Source organism: Mesorhizobium sp. M0938 (assembly GCF_040319125.1).
GTDB classification, from domain to species: domain Bacteria; phylum Pseudomonadota; class Alphaproteobacteria; order Rhizobiales; family Rhizobiaceae; genus Mesorhizobium; species Mesorhizobium robiniae.
Genome location: NZ_JAMYNS010000004.1, coordinates 397,525 through 416,757, shown reverse-complemented (window position 1 = coordinate 416,757; position 19,233 = coordinate 397,525). Strand labels below are relative to the sequence as shown.

The 19,233-nt window shown below is 62.4% G+C and carries 16 protein-coding genes; 13 read left to right on the top strand and 3 right to left on the bottom strand.

The genetic code is table 11. The annotated features are described in order from the left end of the window. The first annotated feature begins 144 nt into the window (after positions 1 to 144). The 4 genes from NKH73_RS09670 (at position 145) to NKH73_RS09655 (ending at position 5,285) form a co-directional block, all read left to right on the top strand. Complete coding sequence (locus tag NKH73_RS09670) at positions 145 to 891, top strand: cytochrome c biogenesis CcdA family protein (protein ID WP_352930651.1); 747 nt, start codon at positions 145 to 147, stop codon at positions 889 to 891. A gap of 136 nt (positions 892 to 1,027) precedes the next feature. Next, the gene (gene glmU, locus NKH73_RS09665) at positions 1,028 to 2,389 is read left to right on the top strand and encodes a bifunctional UDP-N-acetylglucosamine diphosphorylase/glucosamine-1-phosphate N-acetyltransferase GlmU (protein ID WP_352930649.1); all 1,362 of its coding nucleotides are present in this window, start codon (positions 1,028 to 1,030) and stop codon (positions 2,387 to 2,389) included. Between the two features lie 235 nt (positions 2,390 to 2,624). Next, entirely contained in the window at positions 2,625 to 4,448 is a 1,824-nt protein-coding gene (gene glmS, locus NKH73_RS09660) for a glutamine--fructose-6-phosphate transaminase (isomerizing) (protein ID WP_352930647.1), read from the top strand. Positions 4,449 to 4,526: 78 nt separating this feature from the next. Further along, the gene (locus NKH73_RS09655; protein WP_352930645.1) at positions 4,527 to 5,285 is read left to right on the top strand and encodes a DUF502 domain-containing protein; all 759 of its coding nucleotides are present in this window, start codon (positions 4,527 to 4,529) and stop codon (positions 5,283 to 5,285) included. Here the strand turns inward: NKH73_RS09655 and recG are convergent. Next, on the bottom strand, positions 5,237 to 7,345 hold the full coding sequence (gene recG, locus NKH73_RS09650; protein WP_352930643.1) for an ATP-dependent DNA helicase RecG: 2,109 nt from the start codon (positions 7,343 to 7,345) through the stop codon (positions 5,237 to 5,239). The two genes, NKH73_RS09655 and recG, sit on opposite strands and share 49 nt — an antisense overlap. A 93-nt stretch (positions 7,346 to 7,438) precedes the next feature. On the opposite strand from recG, the gene NKH73_RS09645 reads away from it, so the two are divergent. The 6 genes from NKH73_RS09645 to NKH73_RS09620 all read left to right on the top strand — a co-directional run bounded on the left by NKH73_RS09645 (position 7,439) and on the right by NKH73_RS09620 (position 14,634). Then, entirely contained in the window at positions 7,439 to 7,726 is a 288-nt protein-coding gene (locus tag NKH73_RS09645) for an FAD assembly factor SdhE (protein WP_352930641.1), read from the top strand. A 12-nt stretch (positions 7,727 to 7,738) separates the two neighbouring features. Further along, positions 7,739 to 11,236 (top strand): transcription-repair coupling factor, encoded by a 3,498-nt coding sequence (gene mfd / locus NKH73_RS09640; RefSeq protein WP_352930639.1) that lies wholly within the window; start codon positions 7,739 to 7,741, stop codon positions 11,234 to 11,236. Between the two features lie 179 nt (positions 11,237 to 11,415). After that, positions 11,416 to 12,789, top strand: coding sequence for a class II 3-deoxy-7-phosphoheptulonate synthase (locus NKH73_RS09635; RefSeq protein WP_352930769.1), 1,374 nt, complete (start codon positions 11,416 to 11,418; stop codon positions 12,787 to 12,789). 301 nt (positions 12,790 to 13,090) lie between these two features. Next, a complete protein-coding gene (locus NKH73_RS09630) occupies positions 13,091 to 13,510 on the top strand; it encodes a GFA family protein (protein ID WP_352930637.1) in 420 nt (139 codons plus the stop codon). 74 nt (positions 13,511 to 13,584) lie between these two features. Continuing rightward, complete coding sequence (locus NKH73_RS09625) at positions 13,585 to 13,944, top strand: diacylglycerol kinase (RefSeq protein WP_352930635.1); 360 nt, start codon at positions 13,585 to 13,587, stop codon at positions 13,942 to 13,944. A 102-nt stretch (positions 13,945 to 14,046) separates the two neighbouring features. After that, entirely contained in the window at positions 14,047 to 14,634 is a 588-nt protein-coding gene (locus tag NKH73_RS09620) for a hemerythrin domain-containing protein (protein WP_352930633.1), read from the top strand. A gap of 3 nt (positions 14,635 to 14,637) precedes the next feature. On the opposite strand, the gene NKH73_RS09615 is transcribed toward NKH73_RS09620, so the two are convergent. Further along, positions 14,638 to 15,234: a DedA family protein gene (locus NKH73_RS09615; RefSeq protein WP_352930631.1), complete on the bottom strand. Its 597-nt coding sequence runs from the start codon at positions 15,232 to 15,234 to the stop codon at positions 14,638 to 14,640. After that, positions 15,231 to 15,794, bottom strand: coding sequence for a DUF1003 domain-containing protein (locus tag NKH73_RS09610; protein ID WP_352930629.1), 564 nt, complete (start codon positions 15,792 to 15,794; stop codon positions 15,231 to 15,233). Before NKH73_RS09610 ends, NKH73_RS09615 begins: the two co-directional genes overlap by 4 nt. Positions 15,795 to 15,884: 90 nt before the next feature. Here NKH73_RS09610 and NKH73_RS09605 point away from each other — a divergent pair, with 90 nt between their 5' ends. The 3 genes from NKH73_RS09605 to NKH73_RS09595 all read left to right on the top strand — a co-directional run bounded on the left by NKH73_RS09605 (position 15,885) and on the right by NKH73_RS09595 (position 18,919). Beyond that, a complete protein-coding gene (locus NKH73_RS09605; protein WP_352930627.1) occupies positions 15,885 to 16,598 on the top strand; it encodes a DNA-3-methyladenine glycosylase I in 714 nt (237 codons plus the stop codon). Between the two features lie 136 nt (positions 16,599 to 16,734). Beyond that, positions 16,735 to 18,450 (top strand): NAD+ synthase, encoded by a 1,716-nt coding sequence (locus NKH73_RS09600; protein ID WP_352930625.1) that lies wholly within the window; start codon positions 16,735 to 16,737, stop codon positions 18,448 to 18,450. Positions 18,451 to 18,505: 55 nt separating this feature from the next. Then, on the top strand, positions 18,506 to 18,919 hold the full coding sequence (locus NKH73_RS09595) for a GNAT family N-acetyltransferase (RefSeq protein WP_352930623.1): 414 nt from the start codon (positions 18,506 to 18,508) through the stop codon (positions 18,917 to 18,919). The last annotated feature ends 314 nt before the right edge of the window (positions 18,920 to 19,233 follow it).

The following is a 19,233-nucleotide window of genomic DNA, read 5'->3' as shown; positions in this document are numbered from 1 at the left end:
CGCGGAAAGTCGCGGCCTCGTTGCATCAACGCACGTGGTGTGTCGTTTCTTCCTCGATGCAGGGCGGCAACTTGCCACGCAATGGTGATTGGCGGACAAGCCCGTGCGCCGCTATATCGGCGCCGCTACGGTTGGAGTTCGGAAATGGCATTGGATATAGGCTATGTCAGCGCGGTCGGGGCGGGGGCGATCTCGTTCCTGTCGCCTTGCGTGCTGCCGCTGGTGCCGCCCTATCTCTGCTATATGGCCGGCGTGTCGGTCGATGATTTCCGCGGCAATGCCGGCGTAACGGCCAAGGCCGAGGCGCGCAGCGCGCTGCTTTATGCCTCGATGGCCTTCGTTCTCGGCTTCTCCACCGTGTTCGTGGCGTTGGGCGCCGGCGCCTCGACCATCGGCCGGCTGCTGCGCGTCTGGCAGGAACCGCTGGCGATGGCTGCGGGCGTGCTGATCATCCTGATGGGATTGAACTTCCTCGGCATTTTGCGCATCCCGCTGCTGTCGCGTGAGGCGCGTTTCCAGTCGCAGGGCAAGCCGGCCAGTATTGTTGCCGCCTATGTCATGGGACTTGCCTTCGCCTTCGGCTGGACACCCTGCATCGGACCGGTGCTGGGACCGATCCTGACGCTGGCCGGCGGCCGCGAGACGGTGGGCGAGGGCGCGGCTCTGCTTGCCGCCTATTCGCTCGGCCTCGGCATACCGTTCCTGATCGCGGCGATGTTTTCCGGCGCCTTCATGCGCTTTCTCGGAAAGTTCCGCGTCCATCTCGGCCGTGTCGAAAAGGCGATGGGCGCACTGCTGGTCGTCGCCGGCGTCTTTTTCCTGACCGGAGGCGTGCAGGCGGCGTCCTACTGGCTGCTGGAAAATTTCCCGGTGCTGGGGCAGTTGGGGTAGGACTCTTGAGCCGTGGACCCGTTGATTAAGAGTCAGCTGCTCTACCGTCTCACCGGAATTTAACCGCATTGGTGCAGCATGGCGCCAATGCTAGACATGCGTTGATTCCCAACCCTTTTCATATGGTTGCCATTCCATGAGCCAGAGAACCTGCCTGTCCGTCATCCTCGCCGCCGGCGAAGGCACGCGCATGAAGGGCGCCGTGCCGAAAGTGCTGCACACAATCGCCGGCCTGCCGATGGTCGCCCATGTCGTGAGAGCTGCCGAGGCCGCCGGAGCGGGCGACCAGGCACTGGTGATCGGCCATGGCGCGGAAGAGATGCGCAAGGCCACGGAAAAGTTCGCGCCGAAGGCGGAAACCTTCATCCAGGAAAAACGCCTCGGCACCGCACATGCCGTTCTGGCTGCTCGTGACGCGATATCAAAGGGTTACGACGACATCCTGGTAATGTTCGGCGATACGCCGTTGATCGATCCGGAGGTGCTGACTGCTGCGCGCTTGAAGCTGGCCGAAGGTGCTGCCGTCGTTGTGGTCGGCTTCCGCACGTCAAATCCTTCCGGCTATGGCCGGCTGATCGAAAAAGGCGGCAAGCTCGTCGCCATCCGCGAGGAGAAGGACTGCACCGACGAGGAGAAGAAAATCACCTTCTGCAATGGCGGGCTGATGGCGGTCGCGGGCAAGCACGCGCTGCAGCTGCTTGATCAAGTCGGCAGCAACAACGCCAAGGGCGAATATTACCTCACCGACATCGTCGAGATCGCCGGCGGACAGGGTTTTGATGTCGTTGCCGCAGAAGCCGGCTTCGAGAATGTGCTCGGCATCAACAACCGCGCCGAACTCGCCGAAGCTGAAGGCATCTGGCAGCAGCGCCGGCGGCGTGAGGCCATGCTCTCCGGCGTCACGCTGATCGCGCCCGAAACCGTGTTCTTTTCCCACGACACTGAGATCGGCGCCGACACTATCGTCGAACCCAATGTCTGGTTCGGACCAGGTGTGAAGATCGCCACGGGCGCCAAGATCCATGCTTTCAGCCATATCGAAGGCGCCACCATCGCCTCGAACTGCGATGTCGGCCCGTATGCGCGGCTGCGGCCGGGTGCCGATCTCAAGCTGAAGGCCAAGGTCGGCAATTTCTGCGAGGTCAAGGGAGCCACGATCGAGGAAGGCGCCAAGGTCAACCATCTGACCTATATCGGTGATGCCCGCGTCGGCGCCGGCGCCAATATCGGCGCTGGAACCATCACCTGCAATTATGACGGCTATTCGAAGTTCTTCACCGACATCGGCGAGGGCGCTTTCATCGGCTCGAACTCCTCGCTGGTGGCGCCTGTTACAATCGGCAAGGGCGGCTATATCGCTTCGGGAAGCGTGATCACCGAAAGCGTCCCCGACGATGCGCTGGCCTTCGGCCGCGCCCGCCAGAGGACGCTGGCCGGCAAGGGCAAGGAATTGCGCGAGCGTTTTGCTTCGGCCGCGGCGGCCCGGAAAAAAGCCTAGCCGCTACGACTGCATCATGTCTTTGACGGATTTCGGGAACCGCTGGGCGCGGTAGTATGCGCGTACGGAAAAACCGAGCGATTGCGGTAACCGGATTGCAAGGGCGCTCTGGCATGGTGCATGTGTGCAAGAGCAGTTCCGGCTGATACGGGACGAAACGCAATGTGATTTTCGCGGCAGCCCGGCCGTCTCTAAATGGCGCTGGGTTTCATGCCGGAATCGGGGGCAAACGTCTATGTGCGGTATTGTCGGAATTGTCGGTCACTCGCCGGTCGCGCCACTCATCGTCGATGCGCTGAAAAGGCTCGAATATCGCGGCTACGATTCCGCCGGTGTCGCCACCATCGAGCATGGCAAGCTTGGGCGCCGCCGCGCCGAGGGCAAGCTGGTCAATCTCGAGCGCCGGCTGAAGGACGAACCACTCGACGGCACGATCGGCATCGGCCACACGCGCTGGGCAACGCATGGCGTGCCGAACGAAACCAACGCGCATCCGCATTTTTCCGACGGCGTCGCCATCGTCCACAACGGCATCATCGAGAATTTCGCCGAATTACGCGACGAGCTGATGCGCGACGGCTACAAGTTTTCATCGCAGACCGACACCGAGGTCGTCGCTCATCTGGTGGCGCGCGAACTGGCCAGGGGCCTGAAGCCGGTCGAGGCCGCGCACCAGGCGCTGAAGCGGCTTGAAGGCGCCTTTGCGCTGGCCATCATGTTTAAGGGAGACGAGGACTTGATCGTCGGCGCGCGCAACGGCCCGCCGCTGGCCGTCGGTCATGGCGAGGGCGAGATGTTTTTGGGCTCCGATGCCATCGCGCTTGCCCCGTTCACCAATTCGATCACCTATCTGGAGGACGGCGACTGGGCGGTTGTGCGCCGCAACGAGGTCGCCATCTTCGACATGGACGGCAACAAGGTCGACCGCAAGCGCCAGCAGTCGCTCAGCACCAGCTTCATGGTCGACAAGGGCAATCGACGCCATTTCATGGAGAAGGAAATCCATGAACAGCCCGAAGTGATCTCGCACACGCTGGCGCATTATGTGGATTTTGTCAGCGGTGTCTCGAAGCCGCTCGACCTGCCGTTCGATTTCGCCAAAATCGACCGGCTGGCGATTTCGGCCTGCGGCACCGCTTATCTGGCCGGCCTGATCAGCAAATACTGGTTCGAACGCTACGCACGGCTGCCGGTCGACATCGATGTCGCTTCAGAATTCCGTTATCGTGAAATGCCGCTGTCGAAGACCGACGCTGCGTTCTTCATCTCGCAATCGGGCGAGACCGCCGACACGCTGGCGTCCCTGCGCTATTGCCGCAAAGCGGGCATGAAAATCGGCGCGGTCGTCAATGTCCGCGAATCGACGATGGCGCGAGAATCCGACGTCATCCTGCCGACGCTGGCCGGGCCGGAGATCGGCGTCGCCTCGACCAAGGCCTTCACCTGTCAGCTTTCGGTGCTGGCTTCGCTTGCCGTGCGGGCCGGCGTGGCGCGCGGAACGATTTCGCATGAACAGGAGAAGGCCCTGGTGCGCGCGCTGTCTGAAGCGCCGCGCTATGCCAATCAGGTCCTGAAGCTCGACGAGCAGATCGAAAAGGTCGCGCGCGACCTCGCCCACTACAAGAACGTGCTTTATCTCGGCCGCGATACCAATTTCCCGCTGGCCATGGAAGGCGCGCTGAAGCTCAAGGAAATCTCCTACATCCACGCCGAGGGCTATGCCGCCGGCGAATTGAAGCATGGGCCGATCGCGCTGATCGACGAGAACATGCCTGTCATCGTCATTGCCCCGCATGACCGCATCTTCGAAAAAACCGTATCGAACATGCAGGAAGTGGCGGCGCGCGGCGGCAAGATCATCCTGATCACCGACAGCAAGGGCGCCGCGCACGCCACGGTGAAGACGATGGAAACGATCGTGCTGCCGGATGTGCCGGAAATCATCTCACCGATCATCTACGCGCTGCCGATCCAGATGCTTGCCTATTTCACCGCGGTATTCATGGGCACCGACGTCGACCAGCCGCGCAACCTGGCGAAATCGGTAACTGTGGAGTAAGCGTGGTTTAAAAAATTCGCAGTTCCAAAGCCGAATGCGCTTCACTAATGTGCGCCGCAATCAGCGCTGCGGTGAATCATGTCGGATGCTCCCAGAACTTCAGGCATGACCCGGCTGCGGAATTATTTCCTGACAGGCTTTGTCGTCTGCGCGCCGCTGGCGATCACCGCCTACATCGCTTGGTCGTTCATCGGCTGGGTCGATTCCTGGGTGAAACCCTATATTCCGGCGCGCTACAACCCCGATAGCTATCTGCCGGCGCCGGTTCCGGGATTCGGACTGATCGTCGCTTTGATCCTGATCACCCTGATCGGTTTCCTGACCGCCAATATCGTCGGCCGCGCCATCGTCAACTTCGGCGAGCGGCTGCTCGGCCGCATGCCGCTGGTGCGCGGCATCTATGGCTCGCTAAAGCAGATCTTCGAAACCGTGCTGTCGAACAAGGGCGAGATGTTCCGCCAGGTCGGACTGGTCGAATACCCGCGCAAGGGCGTCTGGTCGCTGGTCTTCGTCGCCAGCGAGAAGGAAACCGAGATCAACCAGAAGCTCGACCAGGAAGGCAACCCGCTGATAGCGGTGTTCATGCCGTGCACGCCCAACCCGACCACCGGTTTCCTGATGTATGTGCCGAAATCCGATGTCGTGCTGCTCGATATGACCATCGAAGACGGTGCCAAGCTGATCGTCTCGGCCGGGCTGGTCGCACCGGAGGTCAAAACGAAAATGGTGACATTGAACGGCAAGCAGATCGGCGTTCAGATCGCCAATCCACCGGTGGGTGTCGGGCCTCAGCCGGCGCGCAAGAGCCGCACCGCTTCGTCGCGGCCGAACAAATAAAGCAGCATGCGAAGGGCTGCGCCGCGTTCGGATTGCAGCTCGGGATCGCGCGACAGGATCAGCCGTGCGTCGTCGCGGGCGGCTTCGAGCAGGTCGGCATGCGCCTCGATGCGCGCCACCTGGAAGCCCGGCGTGCCGGACTGGCGGGTGCCCAGCAGCTCGCCTTCGCCACGCAGCTTCAGATCCTCCTCGGCAATGCGGAATCCGTCCTCGGTCTCGCGCATCACCGACAGCCGGCGCGTTGCCGTCTCGCCGAGCGGGTCCTTGTAGAGCAGCACGCAGGAGGACGGTTTTTCGCCGCGCCCGACCCGGCCGCGCAATTGGTGCAGCTGGGCGAGGCCAAAGCGCTCGGCATGCTCGATGACCATGATAGTCGCATCCGGCACATCGACGCCGACCTCGATGACCGTGGTGGCGATCAGGATGCGTGTCTCGCCGGCCTTGAAGGCGCGCATCGCCTCGTCCTTGTCGGCGCCCTTCATGCGCCCGTGCACCAGGCCGATCTGTTCGCCGAACAAAGGCTTCAGCGAAGCAAAACGATCCTCTGCCGACATCAGCTTGATCTCTTCGGACTCCTCGACCAGTGGACAGATCCAGTAGATCTTCTGGCCGTCGGCGACGGCGTCGCGCATGCGCCCGACCAGTTCGTCGAGCCGTTCTAGCGGCAGGGTGACGGTGCGGATCGGCTGGCGCCCGGCCGGTTTTTCGGTCAGCTTCGAAACATCCATATCGCCGAAAGCGGTCAGCACCAGCGTGCGCGGGATCGGCGTCGCCGTCATAACCAGCATGTCGGGCGCGTCGCCCTTGGCGGTGATGGCAAGCCGCTGGTGGACGCCAAACCGGTGCTGTTCGTCGATGACGGCAAGGACGAGGTCGTGGAATGTCACCGTTTCCTGGAACAGGGCGTGGGTGCCGACGACGATGTCGATCTCGCCACTCGCCAGACCGGCCAGCGTCTCGGTGCGCTCGCGACCCTTTTCGCGACCGGTGAGGATGGCAATGCGCAAGCCGGCTAGCTCCGCCAAAGGCGCAATCGTCGCAAGATGCTGGCGCGCCAGGATTTCGGTCGGCGCCATCAATGCCGCCTGGCCGCCGGCCTCGACGGCGCGCGCCATGGCGAGCAGCGCTACAACCGTCTTGCCGGAGCCGACATCGCCCTGCAAAAGCCGCAGCATGCGTTCTGGATCACCGAGATCGGCATTGATCTCGGCCAGGGCGAATTCCTGGCTGGCAGTCAGTGAATAGGACAGGGCTTTGCGCAGCTTTTCGACGATGCGGCCATCGCCGACCAATGGTCGGCCGGACAGGCGGCGGACTTTTGCCCGCACCAGCGCCAGCGACACCTGGCCTGCCAGAAACTCGTCATAGGCGAGACGCCGCCAGGCTGCGCCGTCGACCGACACGTCGATCGGATCGCCGGGATTGTGGATGCGGGCGAGCGCGTCGCGGAAGGCAGGAAAGGTCTGGCGGCGCATAAAGGCGTCGTCTTGCCATTCCGGCAGCACTGGCAGGCGAGCGAGCGCCTGGCCGATCGCCCGGCGCAGCACTTTTCCAGAGAGCCCGGCCGTGAGCGGATAGACCGGCTCGACCAGCGGCAGGTTTTCCGCTTCGCTGGCCAGCGCGATATGGTCGGGATGAACCATGGTCGGGCGGCCGTTGAACCATTCCATGCGTCCGGAGACCACGACATGCTCGCCTTCGGGCATCGCCTTTTCGAGGTAGGCGGCGTGCGCATGGAAGAAGGTTAGCGCGATCTCGCCGGTGTCGTCATGGGCGTAGACCCGGTACGGCACCGATCTGTTGCCGCGCGGTGGCGGCTGGTGGCGGTCGATGCGCACATCGAGAGTGACGATCGCGCCTTCGGCCGAACCGGCGATACCCGGTCGGTTGCGGCGGTCGATCACCGTGTGGGGCAGCACGAACAGAAGATCGCCGGCGCGCGCTGCCCGGTCGCCGAGATCGGCCGGCACCACCTTTTCGATCAGTGCGCCGACCTTCGGCCCAACGCCGGCAAGCGAGATGATCGGGACAAACAGCGGATCGAGGAGGGAAGGGCGCATGATGTCAGCTTATGTCGCGACGGCCGCAGCGCAAAGGCTGACACCGCCGTCTATCCACGCTATATGCGCCGCTTCAGGCAAGGATGCGGGACAATGACAGGAACAAGACGATCCAGCGAGGGGCTCGACGTCCGCCGCCGCAAGCTTCTGTTTCGCTCCTGGCATCGCGGCATGCGTGAAATGGACCTCATTCTCGGCAGTTTCGCAGACGCCGAGATCGGCGCCTTGACCGGCGACGAACTCGACCAATATGAAAGGCTCCTCGACATTCCCGATACCGAATTCCTGGCCGTGGTCACCGGCGAACGCCCGATTCCCGCTGGTATCGACTGTGCTGTCCTGCAAAAGATCCTGGCGTCGCGCCAGGCGATGACATTCTGAACACGTGATTTCATGAGCCTGATTCCCACTATCGGTCTGCCCAAGGGCCGTGCCGGCCAGTTCGTCGTCGACGGCGTCGCCGACGGCTATGAAGCCTTTGCGCTGGTGCAGGCCGCGCACGAGATCGCGCCTGCTAAGCCAGTGCTGTTCGTGGCGCGCGACGGCCAGCGACTGCCCTCGATCGTCGAGGCGCTCTCATTTGCAGCACCCGGCCTGCCGGTGCTGGAACTGCCGGCCTGGGACTGTCTGCCTTACGACCGCGTCTCGCCCGGCTCGGATGCCGCCGCACGGCGGCTCGATGCGCTCACCGCGATGATTGCGCTGGCGAAAAAACCGCACCGCGCCGTCGTTCTGACCACCGCCAATGCGCTGCTGCAGCGCATTCCGCCGGCAAGCCTCGTCGAGGCGCAGACCTTTCACGCCAAACCCGGCAACCAGATCGACATGAACGCACTGGTATCGCGGCTGGAGATATCAGGCTTCGAACGGGTGCCGACGGTACGCGGCGTCGGCGAATTCGCGGTGCGCGGCGGCATTCTCGACCTGTTCGCACCCGGCTGGAGCGAAGCGCTGCGGCTCGATTTCTTCGGCGACACGCTGGAATCGATCCGCGTCTTCGACGCCGCCACGCAGCGCACCACCGGCCAGCGCAAGTCGATGGCGCTGCAGGCGATGAGTGAAGTGGCACTGACGCCGGAAACCATCAGCCGTTTCCGCCGCAGCTACATCGAAGCCTTTGGCGCGCCCTCGCGCGACGACGGGCTCTATGCGGCGGTCAGCGAGGGACGGCGTTTCGCCGGCATGGAGCATTGGCTGCCGTTCTTCTACGAGCGGCTGGAGACGGTGTTCGACTATCTGCCGGATACGCCTGTCGTGTTCGACCATCTGGCGCATGAGGCGCTGACCGAGCGCCATGCGCTGATCCTCGACCATTACGAGGCGCGCAGGAAGCAGGCCGACGGCGCGCTGAAGGACGCCGTTCCCTACAAGCCGGTGCCGCCGGACCTGCTTTATCTGTCGCCCGAAAACCTCATCGCCTCGCTTGGCCCGCGCGAAGCGATCGACTTCACGCCGTTCGACGCGCCCGACGCCGGAGCGAAAAAAGTCTTCCATGCCGGCGCGCGGCATGGCCGTAGCTTTGTCGAGGAGCGCGCCGACCCCAACATCAACGTCTTCGACGCCGTCGTAAAACACATTGCCGATGAGCGGGCCGACCGCCGCCGCGTCGTCATCGCCGGCTGGACCGAAGGTTCGCTTGACCGGCTCGGCCAAATCCTGGCGGAACATCATCTCGGCAATCTCAAGCCGATCGCCACGCTGGCCGAGGCGGAGAAGCTCGAACCGGGGCAGGCGGCACTTGCCGTGCTGCCGCTCGAATCCGGCTTCGAGACCGAGAAACTGGTCGTCATCGCCGAGCAGGACATTCTGGGCGACCGGCTGATCCGCCGCTCGAAGCGCAAGAAGCGTCCTTCCGACTTCATCGCCGAGGCCTCGGCGTTGTCCTCCGGCGACATCGTCGTCCATACCGACCACGGCATTGGCCGCTTCATCGGGCTGCGCACCATCGAGGCGGTCGGTGCGCCGCATGATTGCCTCGAAATCCATTACGCCGGCGACGACCGGCTGTTCCTGCCGGTGGAGAACATCGAACTTCTGTCGCGCTATGGCTCTGACACAGCCGAAGCGACGTTGGACAAGCTTGGCGGTGGCGCCTGGCAATCGCGCAAGGCGCGGCTGAAGCGGCGGCTGCTCGACATGGCCGGCCAGTTGATCCGCATCGCCGCCGAGCGGCAGATGCGTGCCGCTCCTTCGCTGGTGCCGGCGGAGGGCCTTTATGGCGAGTTCGCCGCGCGCTTTCCTTATGAGGAAACCGACGACCAGCAGACGGCGATCGATTCGGTCATGGACGATCTGGGCGCTGGAAAGCCGATGGACCGGCTGATCTGCGGCGATGTCGGCTTCGGCAAGACGGAGGTCGCCCTTCGCGCCGCCTTCATCGCGGCGATGGAAGGGTTTCAGGTTGCGGTGGTTGTCCCGACGACGCTATTGTCACGCCAGCATTTCAAGACTTTTTCGCAGCGCTTCTCCGGCCTGCCGATCCGCGTCGCTCAGGCCTCGCGGCTGGTCGGCGCCAAGGAACTGGCCGAGACCAAGAAGGGCATCGCCGAAGGCACGGTCGACATCGTCGTCGGCACTCACGCGCTGCTCGGCGCCTCGATCTCGTTCAAGAATCTCGGCCTGTTGATCATCGACGAAGAACAGCACTTTGGCGTCAAGCACAAGGAACGGCTGAAGGACCTGAAGAGCGACGTGCACGTACTGACGCTGTCGGCGACGCCGATCCCGCGCACGCTGCAGCTGGCATTGACCGGCGTGCGCGAACTGTCGCTGATCGCCACCCCGCCGGTCGACCGCCTGGCGGTGCGCACCTTTATCTCGCCGTTCGACCCGCTGGTCATCCGCGAGACCCTGCTGCGCGAGCGCTACCGCGGCGGTCATTCCTTCTACGTCGTGCCGCGCATCAGTGATCTCTCGGAAATTCATGATTTCCTTCGGGAATCCGTGCCCGAGCTGAAAGTGGCCGTCGCTCACGGACAGATGCCGCCCGGCGAGCTCGACGACATCATGAATGCCTTCTACGACGGCCAGTACGACGTGCTGCTGTCGACCACCATTGTCGAATCCGGCCTCGATATCCCGACCGCCAATACGCTGATCGTACACCGCGCCGACATGTTCGGCCTGTCGCAACTCTACCAGTTGCGCGGCCGCGTCGGCCGCTCGAAGGTGCGTGCCTATGCATTGTTCACGCTGCCGGCCAACCGCAAGCTGACCGACACCGCCGAGCGCCGGCTGAAGGTGCTGCAGTCGCTCGACACGCTCGGCGCCGGCTTCCAGCTCGCCAGCCATGATCTCGACATCCGCGGGGCCGGCAATCTTCTCGGCGAAGAGCAGTCTGGTCATATCAAGGAGGTTGGCTTCGAGCTCTACCAGCAGATGCTGGAAGAGGCTGTCGCCGAGGCGAAGGATTCCGGCGAGGTTCAGGATGGCGGCTGGTCGCCGCAGATCGCCGTCGGCACCGCGGTGATGATCCCGGAGAGCTATGTTCCGGACCTGCAGTTACGGCTGGCGCTCTATCGCCGCCTTGGCGACCTCGAAAACACCGAAGAGATCGACGCCTTCGGCGCCGAGCTGATCGACCGCTTCGGCCCGCTGCCGGAGGAAGTGAAGCATCTCTTGAAGATCGTCTTCATCAAGGCGCTCTGCCGCAAGGCCAATGTGGAAAAGCTCGATGCAGGGCCAAAGGGCGTCGTCATCCACTTCCGCAAGCGGGAGTTCTCGAACCCCGTCGGACTGGTTAGGTTTATCGGAGAGCAGGGCTCGCTGGCCAAGATCCGGCCGGATCACAGCGTCGTTTTCGTTCGCGACTGGCCAACACCTGAAAAGCGGCTGGCAGGATCCGCCGTCGTCATGACGCAATTGGCTCGGTTGGTGGAGAAGGCTGCGTAGCAAGGCGTTTCTGGTGCTTCAGCCAATGACTACGCCGGCAGTTTTGCCGCGCCACGCCATTCGCCACACGTCCAAATCCGGTCTAGAATAGGAAATCGGCTTCGTGTAAGGAGCCGCGATCCCATATTGGGGCGAATGGCGGGCGATAGCACCCGCTGGAAAGAGCGTTGGGTGCAACGATGACGAAATGGTCGCCGAATTCGTGGAGAGCAAAGCCGATCCAGCAGGTTCCTGCCTATCCGGATCTCAATGCGCTAAAGAACACGGAAGCCCAGCTTGCCAGCTTTCCGCCGCTGGTTTTTGCAGGTGAGGCGCGCAAGCTGAAGAAGCAGCTTGCTGCTGTCGCTGCCGGTGACGCATTCCTTCTGCAGGGCGGCGATTGCGCCGAGAGTTTCGCCGAGCATGGCGCGGACAACATCCGCGACTTCTTCCGCGTCTTCCTGCAGATGTCCGTGGTGCTGACCTTCGCCGGGGCGCAGCCGGTGGTAAAGGTCGGTCGTGTCGCAGGCCAGTTCGCAAAGCCGCGCTCGTCCGACAACGAGACCAAGGGTGGCGTGACGCTGCCCAGCTATCGTGGCGACATCATCAACGGCATCGAGTTCGACGCAAAGTCGCGCATTCCCGATCCCGCACGCCAGGAGATGGCCTACCGCCAGTCGGCGGCGACGCTCAACCTGTTGCGCGCCTTCGCTCAGGGCGGCTACGCCAGCCTGGAGAACGTGCATCAATGGATGCTCGGCTTCGTGTCGGACAGTCCGCAGGGCGAGAAATACGGTGCGCTCGCCAACCGCATCACCGAAACAATGGACTTCATGAAGGCCGTCGGCATTACGTCGGAGACAAATTACGCGCTGCGCGAGACCGATTTCTACACCAGCCACGAGGCGCTGCTGCTCGGCTATGAGGAGGCGCTGACCCGCGTCGATTCGACCTCAGGCGACTGGTATGCAACCTCCGGCCATATGATCTGGATCGGCGATCGCACCCGCCAGCCCGATCATGCCCATGTCGAGTACTGCCGTGGCATCAAGAACCCGCTTGGCCTGAAATGCGGCCCATCGCTGACGCCGGATGGCCTGTTGCAGCTCATCGACCTGCTCAACCCGGAGAATGAGCCCGGCCGGCTGACGCTGATCGCGCGCTTCGGTTCCGACAAGGTCGCCGACCATTTGCCGAAGCTGGTGCGCGCGGTGAAGAAGGAAGGCCGCAGCGTGGTGTGGTCGTCGGATCCGATGCATGGCAACACCATCGAGGCCGCTGGCTACAAGACGCGACCTTTCGACCGCATCCTGAAGGAGGTGCAGACCTTCTTCGAGGTGCATCGCGCCGAAGGCACGCATCCGGGCGGCATCCATATCGAGATGACCGGCAAGAACGTCACCGAATGCACCGGTGGCGCCCGCGCCATCACCGCCGAGGAACTGCAGGATCGCTACCACACCCATTGCGACCCGCGCCTCAATGCCGACCAGGCGATCGAGCTGGCATTCCTGGTCTCGGACCTGCTCAAGAAGAGCCACCCGGTCCAGCACAAGCAGGCCGTGAACGGCTGATTTCAGCCGCCAACGGAATTCACGGCCAAAGAAGCGCCGGAGAAATCCGGCGCTTCTTTGATTCAGTCAGCGGCCTCATTGTGCTGATCTCCCGAAATTCGCTTTGAATTCCACTCGCCTTGCGACGGAGGCGCCGATGGCCAAACCGGTCAGCGCCCGCATTCCAACCGCTTCGTGCAACTTGCTGTGCGGAACATGCCCGCCGAATGTCGCATTTGCTTGGGCACAACCGCCGTAAAACTGGAATCCTGACGGGATGCCGTGGACGGCGAGTGGGATGGCGATTTCGTTGGAGGCCGAGATGGATGACAATCACAGCGGATCATGCCTGTGCGGAGCCGTGCGGTTCAAGACGCGGGGGCCCTTGCGCGGGGTGATCTATTGTCACTGCTCGCAGTGCCGGAAGCAGACCGGGCATTTCGTAGCCGCAACCGCTGCCAAGGACGCCGACATCGATATCGAAGGGAAGGATGCGCTCAGCTGGTATGGTGCTTCCGATGTGGCCAAGCGCGGGTTCTGCAGCACCTGCGGTTCGCTGCTGTTCTGGAAGCATGGCGAACTGGACTCGATTTCGATCATGGCCGGCTCCTTCGACAGGCCGTCAGGCCTCTCCGGCCAAAGCCATATCTTCGTCGGCGACAAGGGAGATTATTATTCGATCGACGATACGCTGCCCCAGTTCGAAAGGTCGGCCCCGTCGATCAAGGTCGCCGACGAATGATTTTGCAGCGATAGCCTTATTCCCTTGATCCGGCCATTGCGCTATCCCCTGCCGGTGATTCGGAAAGGTTTGGTATGCAGCGGCTGATCGATGCTTTCTTCAATTCGGTGCGGGCGTTTCAGAAATTGGCCGCCAGCGAAAAAGCCTTCCAGCAGGAGCTGATGCTGCTCGTGCTGGCGCTGCCGCTCGGCTGGTTTGTTTCGGTGTCCTGGCGCGGCTATGCGCTGCTGATCGGCGCGGTGCTGCTCTTGATCATGGTCGAAGTGCTGAACACCGGCATCGAGGCAGCATGCGATGCGTTCAGCCGGGAGTTCAACGTCGATATTCAGCTCGCCAAGGACTGCGGTTCGCTGGCGGTGCTGATTTCGGTGGTGATCGTTGCCGGCATCTGGGGCATCGCCATCATCGAGCGCATTACGGGGCTACCGATCTAGTATCTCACCTCTTATATGACGGTCACCACGGCCTGATCCCGACCATGAGCTATTCCGAAAACCGGCATGCGCTTTTCGGGATCATGGCCTGAGGAGACCGTCATGGGTGAAGGTGCCGATTCTCTGCTGCTCGAGCGGGCAGGCCTGCCGGACGATCTGCGCTGGCTGACCGAAAAATATCCGCGAGAGGTCTGGCAGGCACATTCCAACATTCACGGCATCGCCAACATGTGGCTGCAGCGGCACGACATGTTCCGCGAGCTCGGCGGCATGCTGACCAACGGCATTGGCGACTATCGCGAGGGCAGGCTGACGGCGCCGGAGTTCGCGCGCTGGTTCGCGCCGCGCCTCAACCATTTTCTCGGGAATCTCGACGGCCACCACAATGTCGAGGATCAGCACTATTTTCCGGTCTTCGCCAAGGCGGAGACAAGGCTGAAGGGCGGATTCGAGATTCTCGATGCCGATCATCACACGATCCATGAAGGGCTGGAGCGCAATGCCGAGACGGCGAACGCCTTCATCCGCACGCTTCAGGAGAGCGAGGACAAGCAGCGCTTTGCCGCCGATACCTATGCCAACGAGAACAGCCGGCTGATCGCCATGCTGACCCGGCACCTTGCCGATGAGGAAGACCTGATCATTCCGCTGATCCTCGACCGTGGCGACCGGGCGCTCGGTGTCGGCTGATCCTCACCTCTCCTTAACGTCGCTGGCACGTTCTTTCTTGGCGACATGGTGAGCGACGAACCAGGCGAGGGCGGCCGCTGCCAGGCCAATCGCCAGAGCGATCAGCAGTCGCTCGTGACGGGCCAGCGCCTGCCCGACGATGCGCTCCGCGCCCAGCCCGAAGACATAGCCGATGGCGGCGAACAATGCGGCCCAGATGATCGATGAAATGGCGTTGAGGATGACAAAGCGCGTCACGGCAATACCGGACAGTCCTGCCGCGATGCCCCCGACCAGGCGCAGGCCATAGATAAAGCGGTTCGACAGCACGAAAATGTCGGGATGGCTGGAGACAAGACGATAGGCGTGGCTGAAGCCCGGCCGGCCCCTCAATTTGATCACGAGCGGATGGTCGGCGAAGCTTCGGCCGAGGGTGAAAAAGAAAGTGTCGCCGACAAAGGCGCCGATGGCCGCCGCCAGAAACGCCTGCCACAGGACGAAGGCATGCTGATGCGCGAAAAAACCGCCAAGGAGGGCGGCACTTTCGCCTTCCGCGATACAGCCTAGAAAGACGGCAATCAGCCCATATTGCTCTATGAGATTATGGATGGCATCCGTCATGGACGCGTCCGCTGCTTCGACAGAATCTCGTCGATCCGCTTCACCTGTTCGGCCAGTTGCGCGATCTCGTCACGCATGCCGACGATCTGGCTGTGGCGCAGTTCGTCCAGCTTCTCATGCAGCGCCATGATCTCGATCTCGGCCTTGAGATTGACCTCGTAGTCGTGCGCGGCATCGATACGATCGCGCTCGGTCTGGCGGTTTTGCGCCATCATGATCACCGGCGCCTGCAGGGCCGCCACCATGGAAAGCACGAGGTTGAGGAAAATGAAGGGATAGGGATCGAAGGCATCGCGCGTCAAAAGCCAGACATTGCCTGCCGTCCACACAATCAGGAAGGCGATGAAGGTCAGGATGAAGGACCACGAACCTCCGATCCGGGCGATGGTGTCGGCGAGGCGGTCGCCAAACGTCTGGTGAAAAGCGACGGCTTTGTTGGTGTCCTTCGCGATTGTGGTGCGTTCGAGCGTTGATTGCAGCACCTGACTCTCAAGTGCGCTTAGCCCGTCTGGCCTTCGCTTCAGCCAGCGGTTTGCCAGCTCTTCGATCGTCTTGTTCATTGTCGCCTCCGTCGTCAGCGTCCGCGATAGACCTAGAGGCTGCCGGTTCGCACGGGAAGTGGTAGATTGACGCGATAAGGTGAGGAAACAATGATGGATTTTCAGAGAATCCGCGCCCGCGCGGCCAAACGCAAGGGCGGGGAAGCTGCGCTGGCGTCGCTGCTGGGTCCCATGCCTGACAACGCCGCGGTAGCTGACATTACAGACGACCGCATCCTCTCGACCATGGCCGAGCGTGTTTTCGCCGCTGGTTTCGTCTGGCGCGTCATCGAGCAGAAGTGGCCTGGTTTCGAAGAGGCATTCCTCCGCTTCGAGCCGAAGCGGCTGCTGTTCCAGCCGGACGATTTCTGGCACGATCTGACAGCCGACCAGCGCATCGTGCGCAACCCGCAGAAGATCAAATCTGTCCGCGACAACGCCGTGTTTGTCGAGCGAGTGTCGAAGGAACATGGCGGCTTCGGCAGGTTCCTCGCCGATTGGCCGGCCGACGACCAGGTCGGGCTGATGGCCTATCTCGGCAAGCATGGCAGCCGGCTTGGCGGCCACACCGGCCAGTATTTTCTGCGCTGGCTGGAGTGGGACGCCTTCATCGTCTCGACCGACATGGCCGCGGCGCTGCGCGACGCCGGTCTGGATATTGCCGAAAGCCCGACGTCGAAGAGGGATCTCGACAGGATCCAGAACCAGATCAATGCCTGGGCGGCGCAAACCGCGCTGCCGCGCCGGCACATTTCGCGCATTCTGGCGATGTCGGTCGGCGAGAACCATTCGCCGGAAGCGCTGCGCGAATATATGGGTGAATAGGACAGAACGACGTGCCGATCGGTCCGACACGATCGACATCCTCGATCGGACTGACACGAATGACATATGTCTTCGGTCTGGGTGGTCCAAATGAACGCCATTGCCCGGGCAATTCTGTCGCGCTAAGTCAGCAGGCATGACCGACAAGACCGCTTCCGACATATTGCGCGTCGCCGTTGCCCAGCTAAATCCGACGGTGGGCGACGTCGCCGGCAATCTCGCCAAGGCGCGCGAGGCGAGGGCGGATGCCGCTCGCCAGGGCGCAGACCTCGTTCTGTTCACTGAGCTTTTCCTCGCTGGCTATCCGCCCGAGGATCTGGTGCTGAAGCCTGCATTCCTGAAGGCCTGCGAGCGAGCGGCGCAGGATTTTGCTGGCGATACCGCCGATGGCGGGCCGGGCGTCATCATCGGCACACCGCTGAAGCGCAAGAGCGGCACGCACAATTCGATCATCGTTGCCGATGGCGGCAAGATCCTTGCCGAGCGCTACAAGCTCGATCTGCCGAACTACGGCGAATTCGACGAGAAGCGCGTCTTCCAGGCCGGCCCTGAAATCCAGGGGCCGGTCAATTTCCGCGGCGTGCGTTTGGGGATTCCGATCTGCGAAGACATATGGGGCGATGTCGGTATCTGCGAGACGCTGGCCGAAAGCGGCGCTGAAATCCTGCTCGTGCCGAACGGCTCGCCCTACTATCGCGGCAAGGTCGACGTTCGCCACCAGATCGTCATTCGACAGGTTATCGAATGCGGATTGCCGATCATCTACGCCAATCAGCTTGGCGGCCAGGACGAGCTGATCTTCGACGGAGCGTCGTTTGCCATCGGCGCCGACAAGACGCTTGCCTTCCAGATGAGTCAGTTCGAGGAGACGGTCAACGTCACCACCTGGAAGAGAAGCCGTGCCGCCGCAGGCGTGCAAAATGGGAATAACTCCGAGGGCTGGGTCTGCTCCGAAGGGCCGATGTCGAGGATCCCAGAAAAGGAGGAGGCCGATTATCGCGCCTGCATGCTAGGCCTGCGCGATTACGTCAACAAAAACGGCTTCAAGAATGTGGTGCTCGGACTTTCCGGCGGCATCGATTCGGCGATCTGCGCCGCACTTGCCGTCGATGCGCTCGGCGAGGAACGGCTGCGCGCCGTGATGATGCCCTACCGCTACACTTCTAAGGACTCGCTCAAGGACGCCGAGGATTGCGCCCGTGCGCTCGGCTGCCGCTACGACATCGTGCCAATCTTCGAGCCGGTGGAGGGATTCCTGCATGCACTGACGCAACTTTTCGAGGGCACCAAGGAAGGCATCACCGAGGAAAACCTGCAGAGCCGCGCGCGCGGCACCATTTTGATGGCGATCTCCAACAAGTTCGGCTCGATGGTCGTCACCACCGGCAACAAGAGCGAGATGTCGGTTGGCTACGCCACGCTCTACGGCGACATGAATGGCGGCTTCAACCCGATCAAGGACCTCTACAAGATGCAGGTCTACGCGCTGTCACGCTGGCGCAATACCCACGTGCCGCCGGGCGCGCTGGGCCCTTCCGGCGAGGTGATCCCGAACAACATCATCGACAAGGCGCCATCGGCCGAACTGCGCGAGAACCAGACGGACCAGGATTCGCTGCCTCCCTATCCGGTGCTGGACGACATCTTGGAGTGTCTGGTCGAGAACGAGATGGGTGTCGACGAGATCGTTGCCCGCGGCCACGACCGGGCGACGGTAACGCGCGTCGAGCATCTGCTCTACATCGCCGAATACAAGCGCCGGCAGGCGGCGCCCGGAGTGAAGATCACCAAGAAGAATTTCGGCCGCGACCGCCGCTATCCCATCACCAACCGGTTCAGGGATGGCGGATAGGCGCCGTTTCTCGCTCCTGTGAAATGGCTGCGGCCGGACGATCAGTGGGATAGCCATGCCTGACTGTGAAATCAGCTTCGACGTGTCGCGGATCGATTTCCGGGCGACCTCCGACCTTTTGATGGCAAGCTACTGGGGCAGCGGGCGCAGCGACGAACTCCACCGCCGCGCCTTTGCCAATTCGCTTTGCGTCGGCGCTTATCTCGATGGCAAGCAAATCGGCTTCGGCCGGGCGATCACCGATCGCACGGTGTTTGCCTATCTGGCCGATATCATCATCTGGCCAGGACATCGCGGGCGAGGCATCGGCACGCGGCTCGTCCAGGCGCTTATCGATCATCCGGATTGCAAGACAGTCACCCACTGGAGCCTGTCAACCAACGACGCTCACGCGGTTTACGAGAAACTCGGCTTCAGGCCGTCCACCGATGGCCGCTATATGCGGCTCGACCGCATTCCGGCAGCCTGAGCGGCGGCGACGGCGTACAACCCGCGATTGTTGCAAAATGGTCTCACCGTTAGACCAGATGCGCTTTCGGTCGCTCGCTGGCTTGGCGTGGCGGTGAGGCGTCTCTATAAACGCCTTTCCGCGATTCCTACGCGTCGGCCCGAAAATCGGCATCGATTTTCGGAAAGTACGATGCGCAGATTCAAAGTTAGAGCGTACTTTGTGCGTCCAAATGGACGCACGTCGCTCTAATGGGAGGACCGAATGGCAGGATTTGACATCGTTATGCGAGGCCGCGAAGCCTAGGTCTCAGATGGCGCGCCGGAAGGTTTTCA

Bases quoted from the DNA above. Each gene is read 5' to 3' on its own strand.
- glmU (WP_352930649.1), top strand. From the start codon at position 1,028: ATGAGCCAGAGAACCTGCCTGTCCGTCATCCTCGCCGCCGGCGAAGGC.
- NKH73_RS09645 (WP_352930641.1), top strand. From the start codon at position 7,439: ATGACAGGAACAAGACGATCCAGCGAGGGGCTCGACGTCCGCCGCCGC.
- glmS (WP_352930647.1), top strand. From the start codon at position 2,625: ATGTGCGGTATTGTCGGAATTGTCGGTCACTCGCCGGTCGCGCCACTC.
- NKH73_RS09670 (WP_352930651.1), top strand. From the start codon at position 145: ATGGCATTGGATATAGGCTATGTCAGCGCGGTCGGGGCGGGGGCGATC.
- NKH73_RS09620 (WP_352930633.1), top strand. From the start codon at position 14,047: ATGGGTGAAGGTGCCGATTCTCTGCTGCTCGAGCGGGCAGGCCTGCCG.
- NKH73_RS09605 (WP_352930627.1), top strand. From the start codon at position 15,885: ATGATGGATTTTCAGAGAATCCGCGCCCGCGCGGCCAAACGCAAGGGC.
- NKH73_RS09630 (WP_352930637.1), top strand. From the start codon at position 13,091: ATGGATGACAATCACAGCGGATCATGCCTGTGCGGAGCCGTGCGGTTC.
- NKH73_RS09600 (WP_352930625.1), top strand. From the start codon at position 16,735: ATGACCGACAAGACCGCTTCCGACATATTGCGCGTCGCCGTTGCCCAG.
- NKH73_RS09625 (WP_352930635.1), top strand. From the start codon at position 13,585: ATGCAGCGGCTGATCGATGCTTTCTTCAATTCGGTGCGGGCGTTTCAG.
- NKH73_RS09610 (WP_352930629.1), bottom strand. From the start codon at position 15,794: ATGAACAAGACGATCGAAGAGCTGGCAAACCGCTGGCTGAAGCGAAGG.
- recG (WP_352930643.1), bottom strand. From the start codon at position 7,345: ATGCGCCCTTCCCTCCTCGATCCGCTGTTTGTCCCGATCATCTCGCTT.
- NKH73_RS09635 (WP_352930769.1), top strand. From the start codon at position 11,416: ATGACGAAATGGTCGCCGAATTCGTGGAGAGCAAAGCCGATCCAGCAG.
- mfd (WP_352930639.1), top strand. From the start codon at position 7,739: ATGAGCCTGATTCCCACTATCGGTCTGCCCAAGGGCCGTGCCGGCCAG.
- NKH73_RS09595 (WP_352930623.1), top strand. From the start codon at position 18,506: ATGCCTGACTGTGAAATCAGCTTCGACGTGTCGCGGATCGATTTCCGG.
- NKH73_RS09615 (WP_352930631.1), bottom strand. From the start codon at position 15,234: ATGACGGATGCCATCCATAATCTCATAGAGCAATATGGGCTGATTGCC.
- NKH73_RS09655 (WP_352930645.1), top strand. From the start codon at position 4,527: ATGTCGGATGCTCCCAGAACTTCAGGCATGACCCGGCTGCGGAATTAT.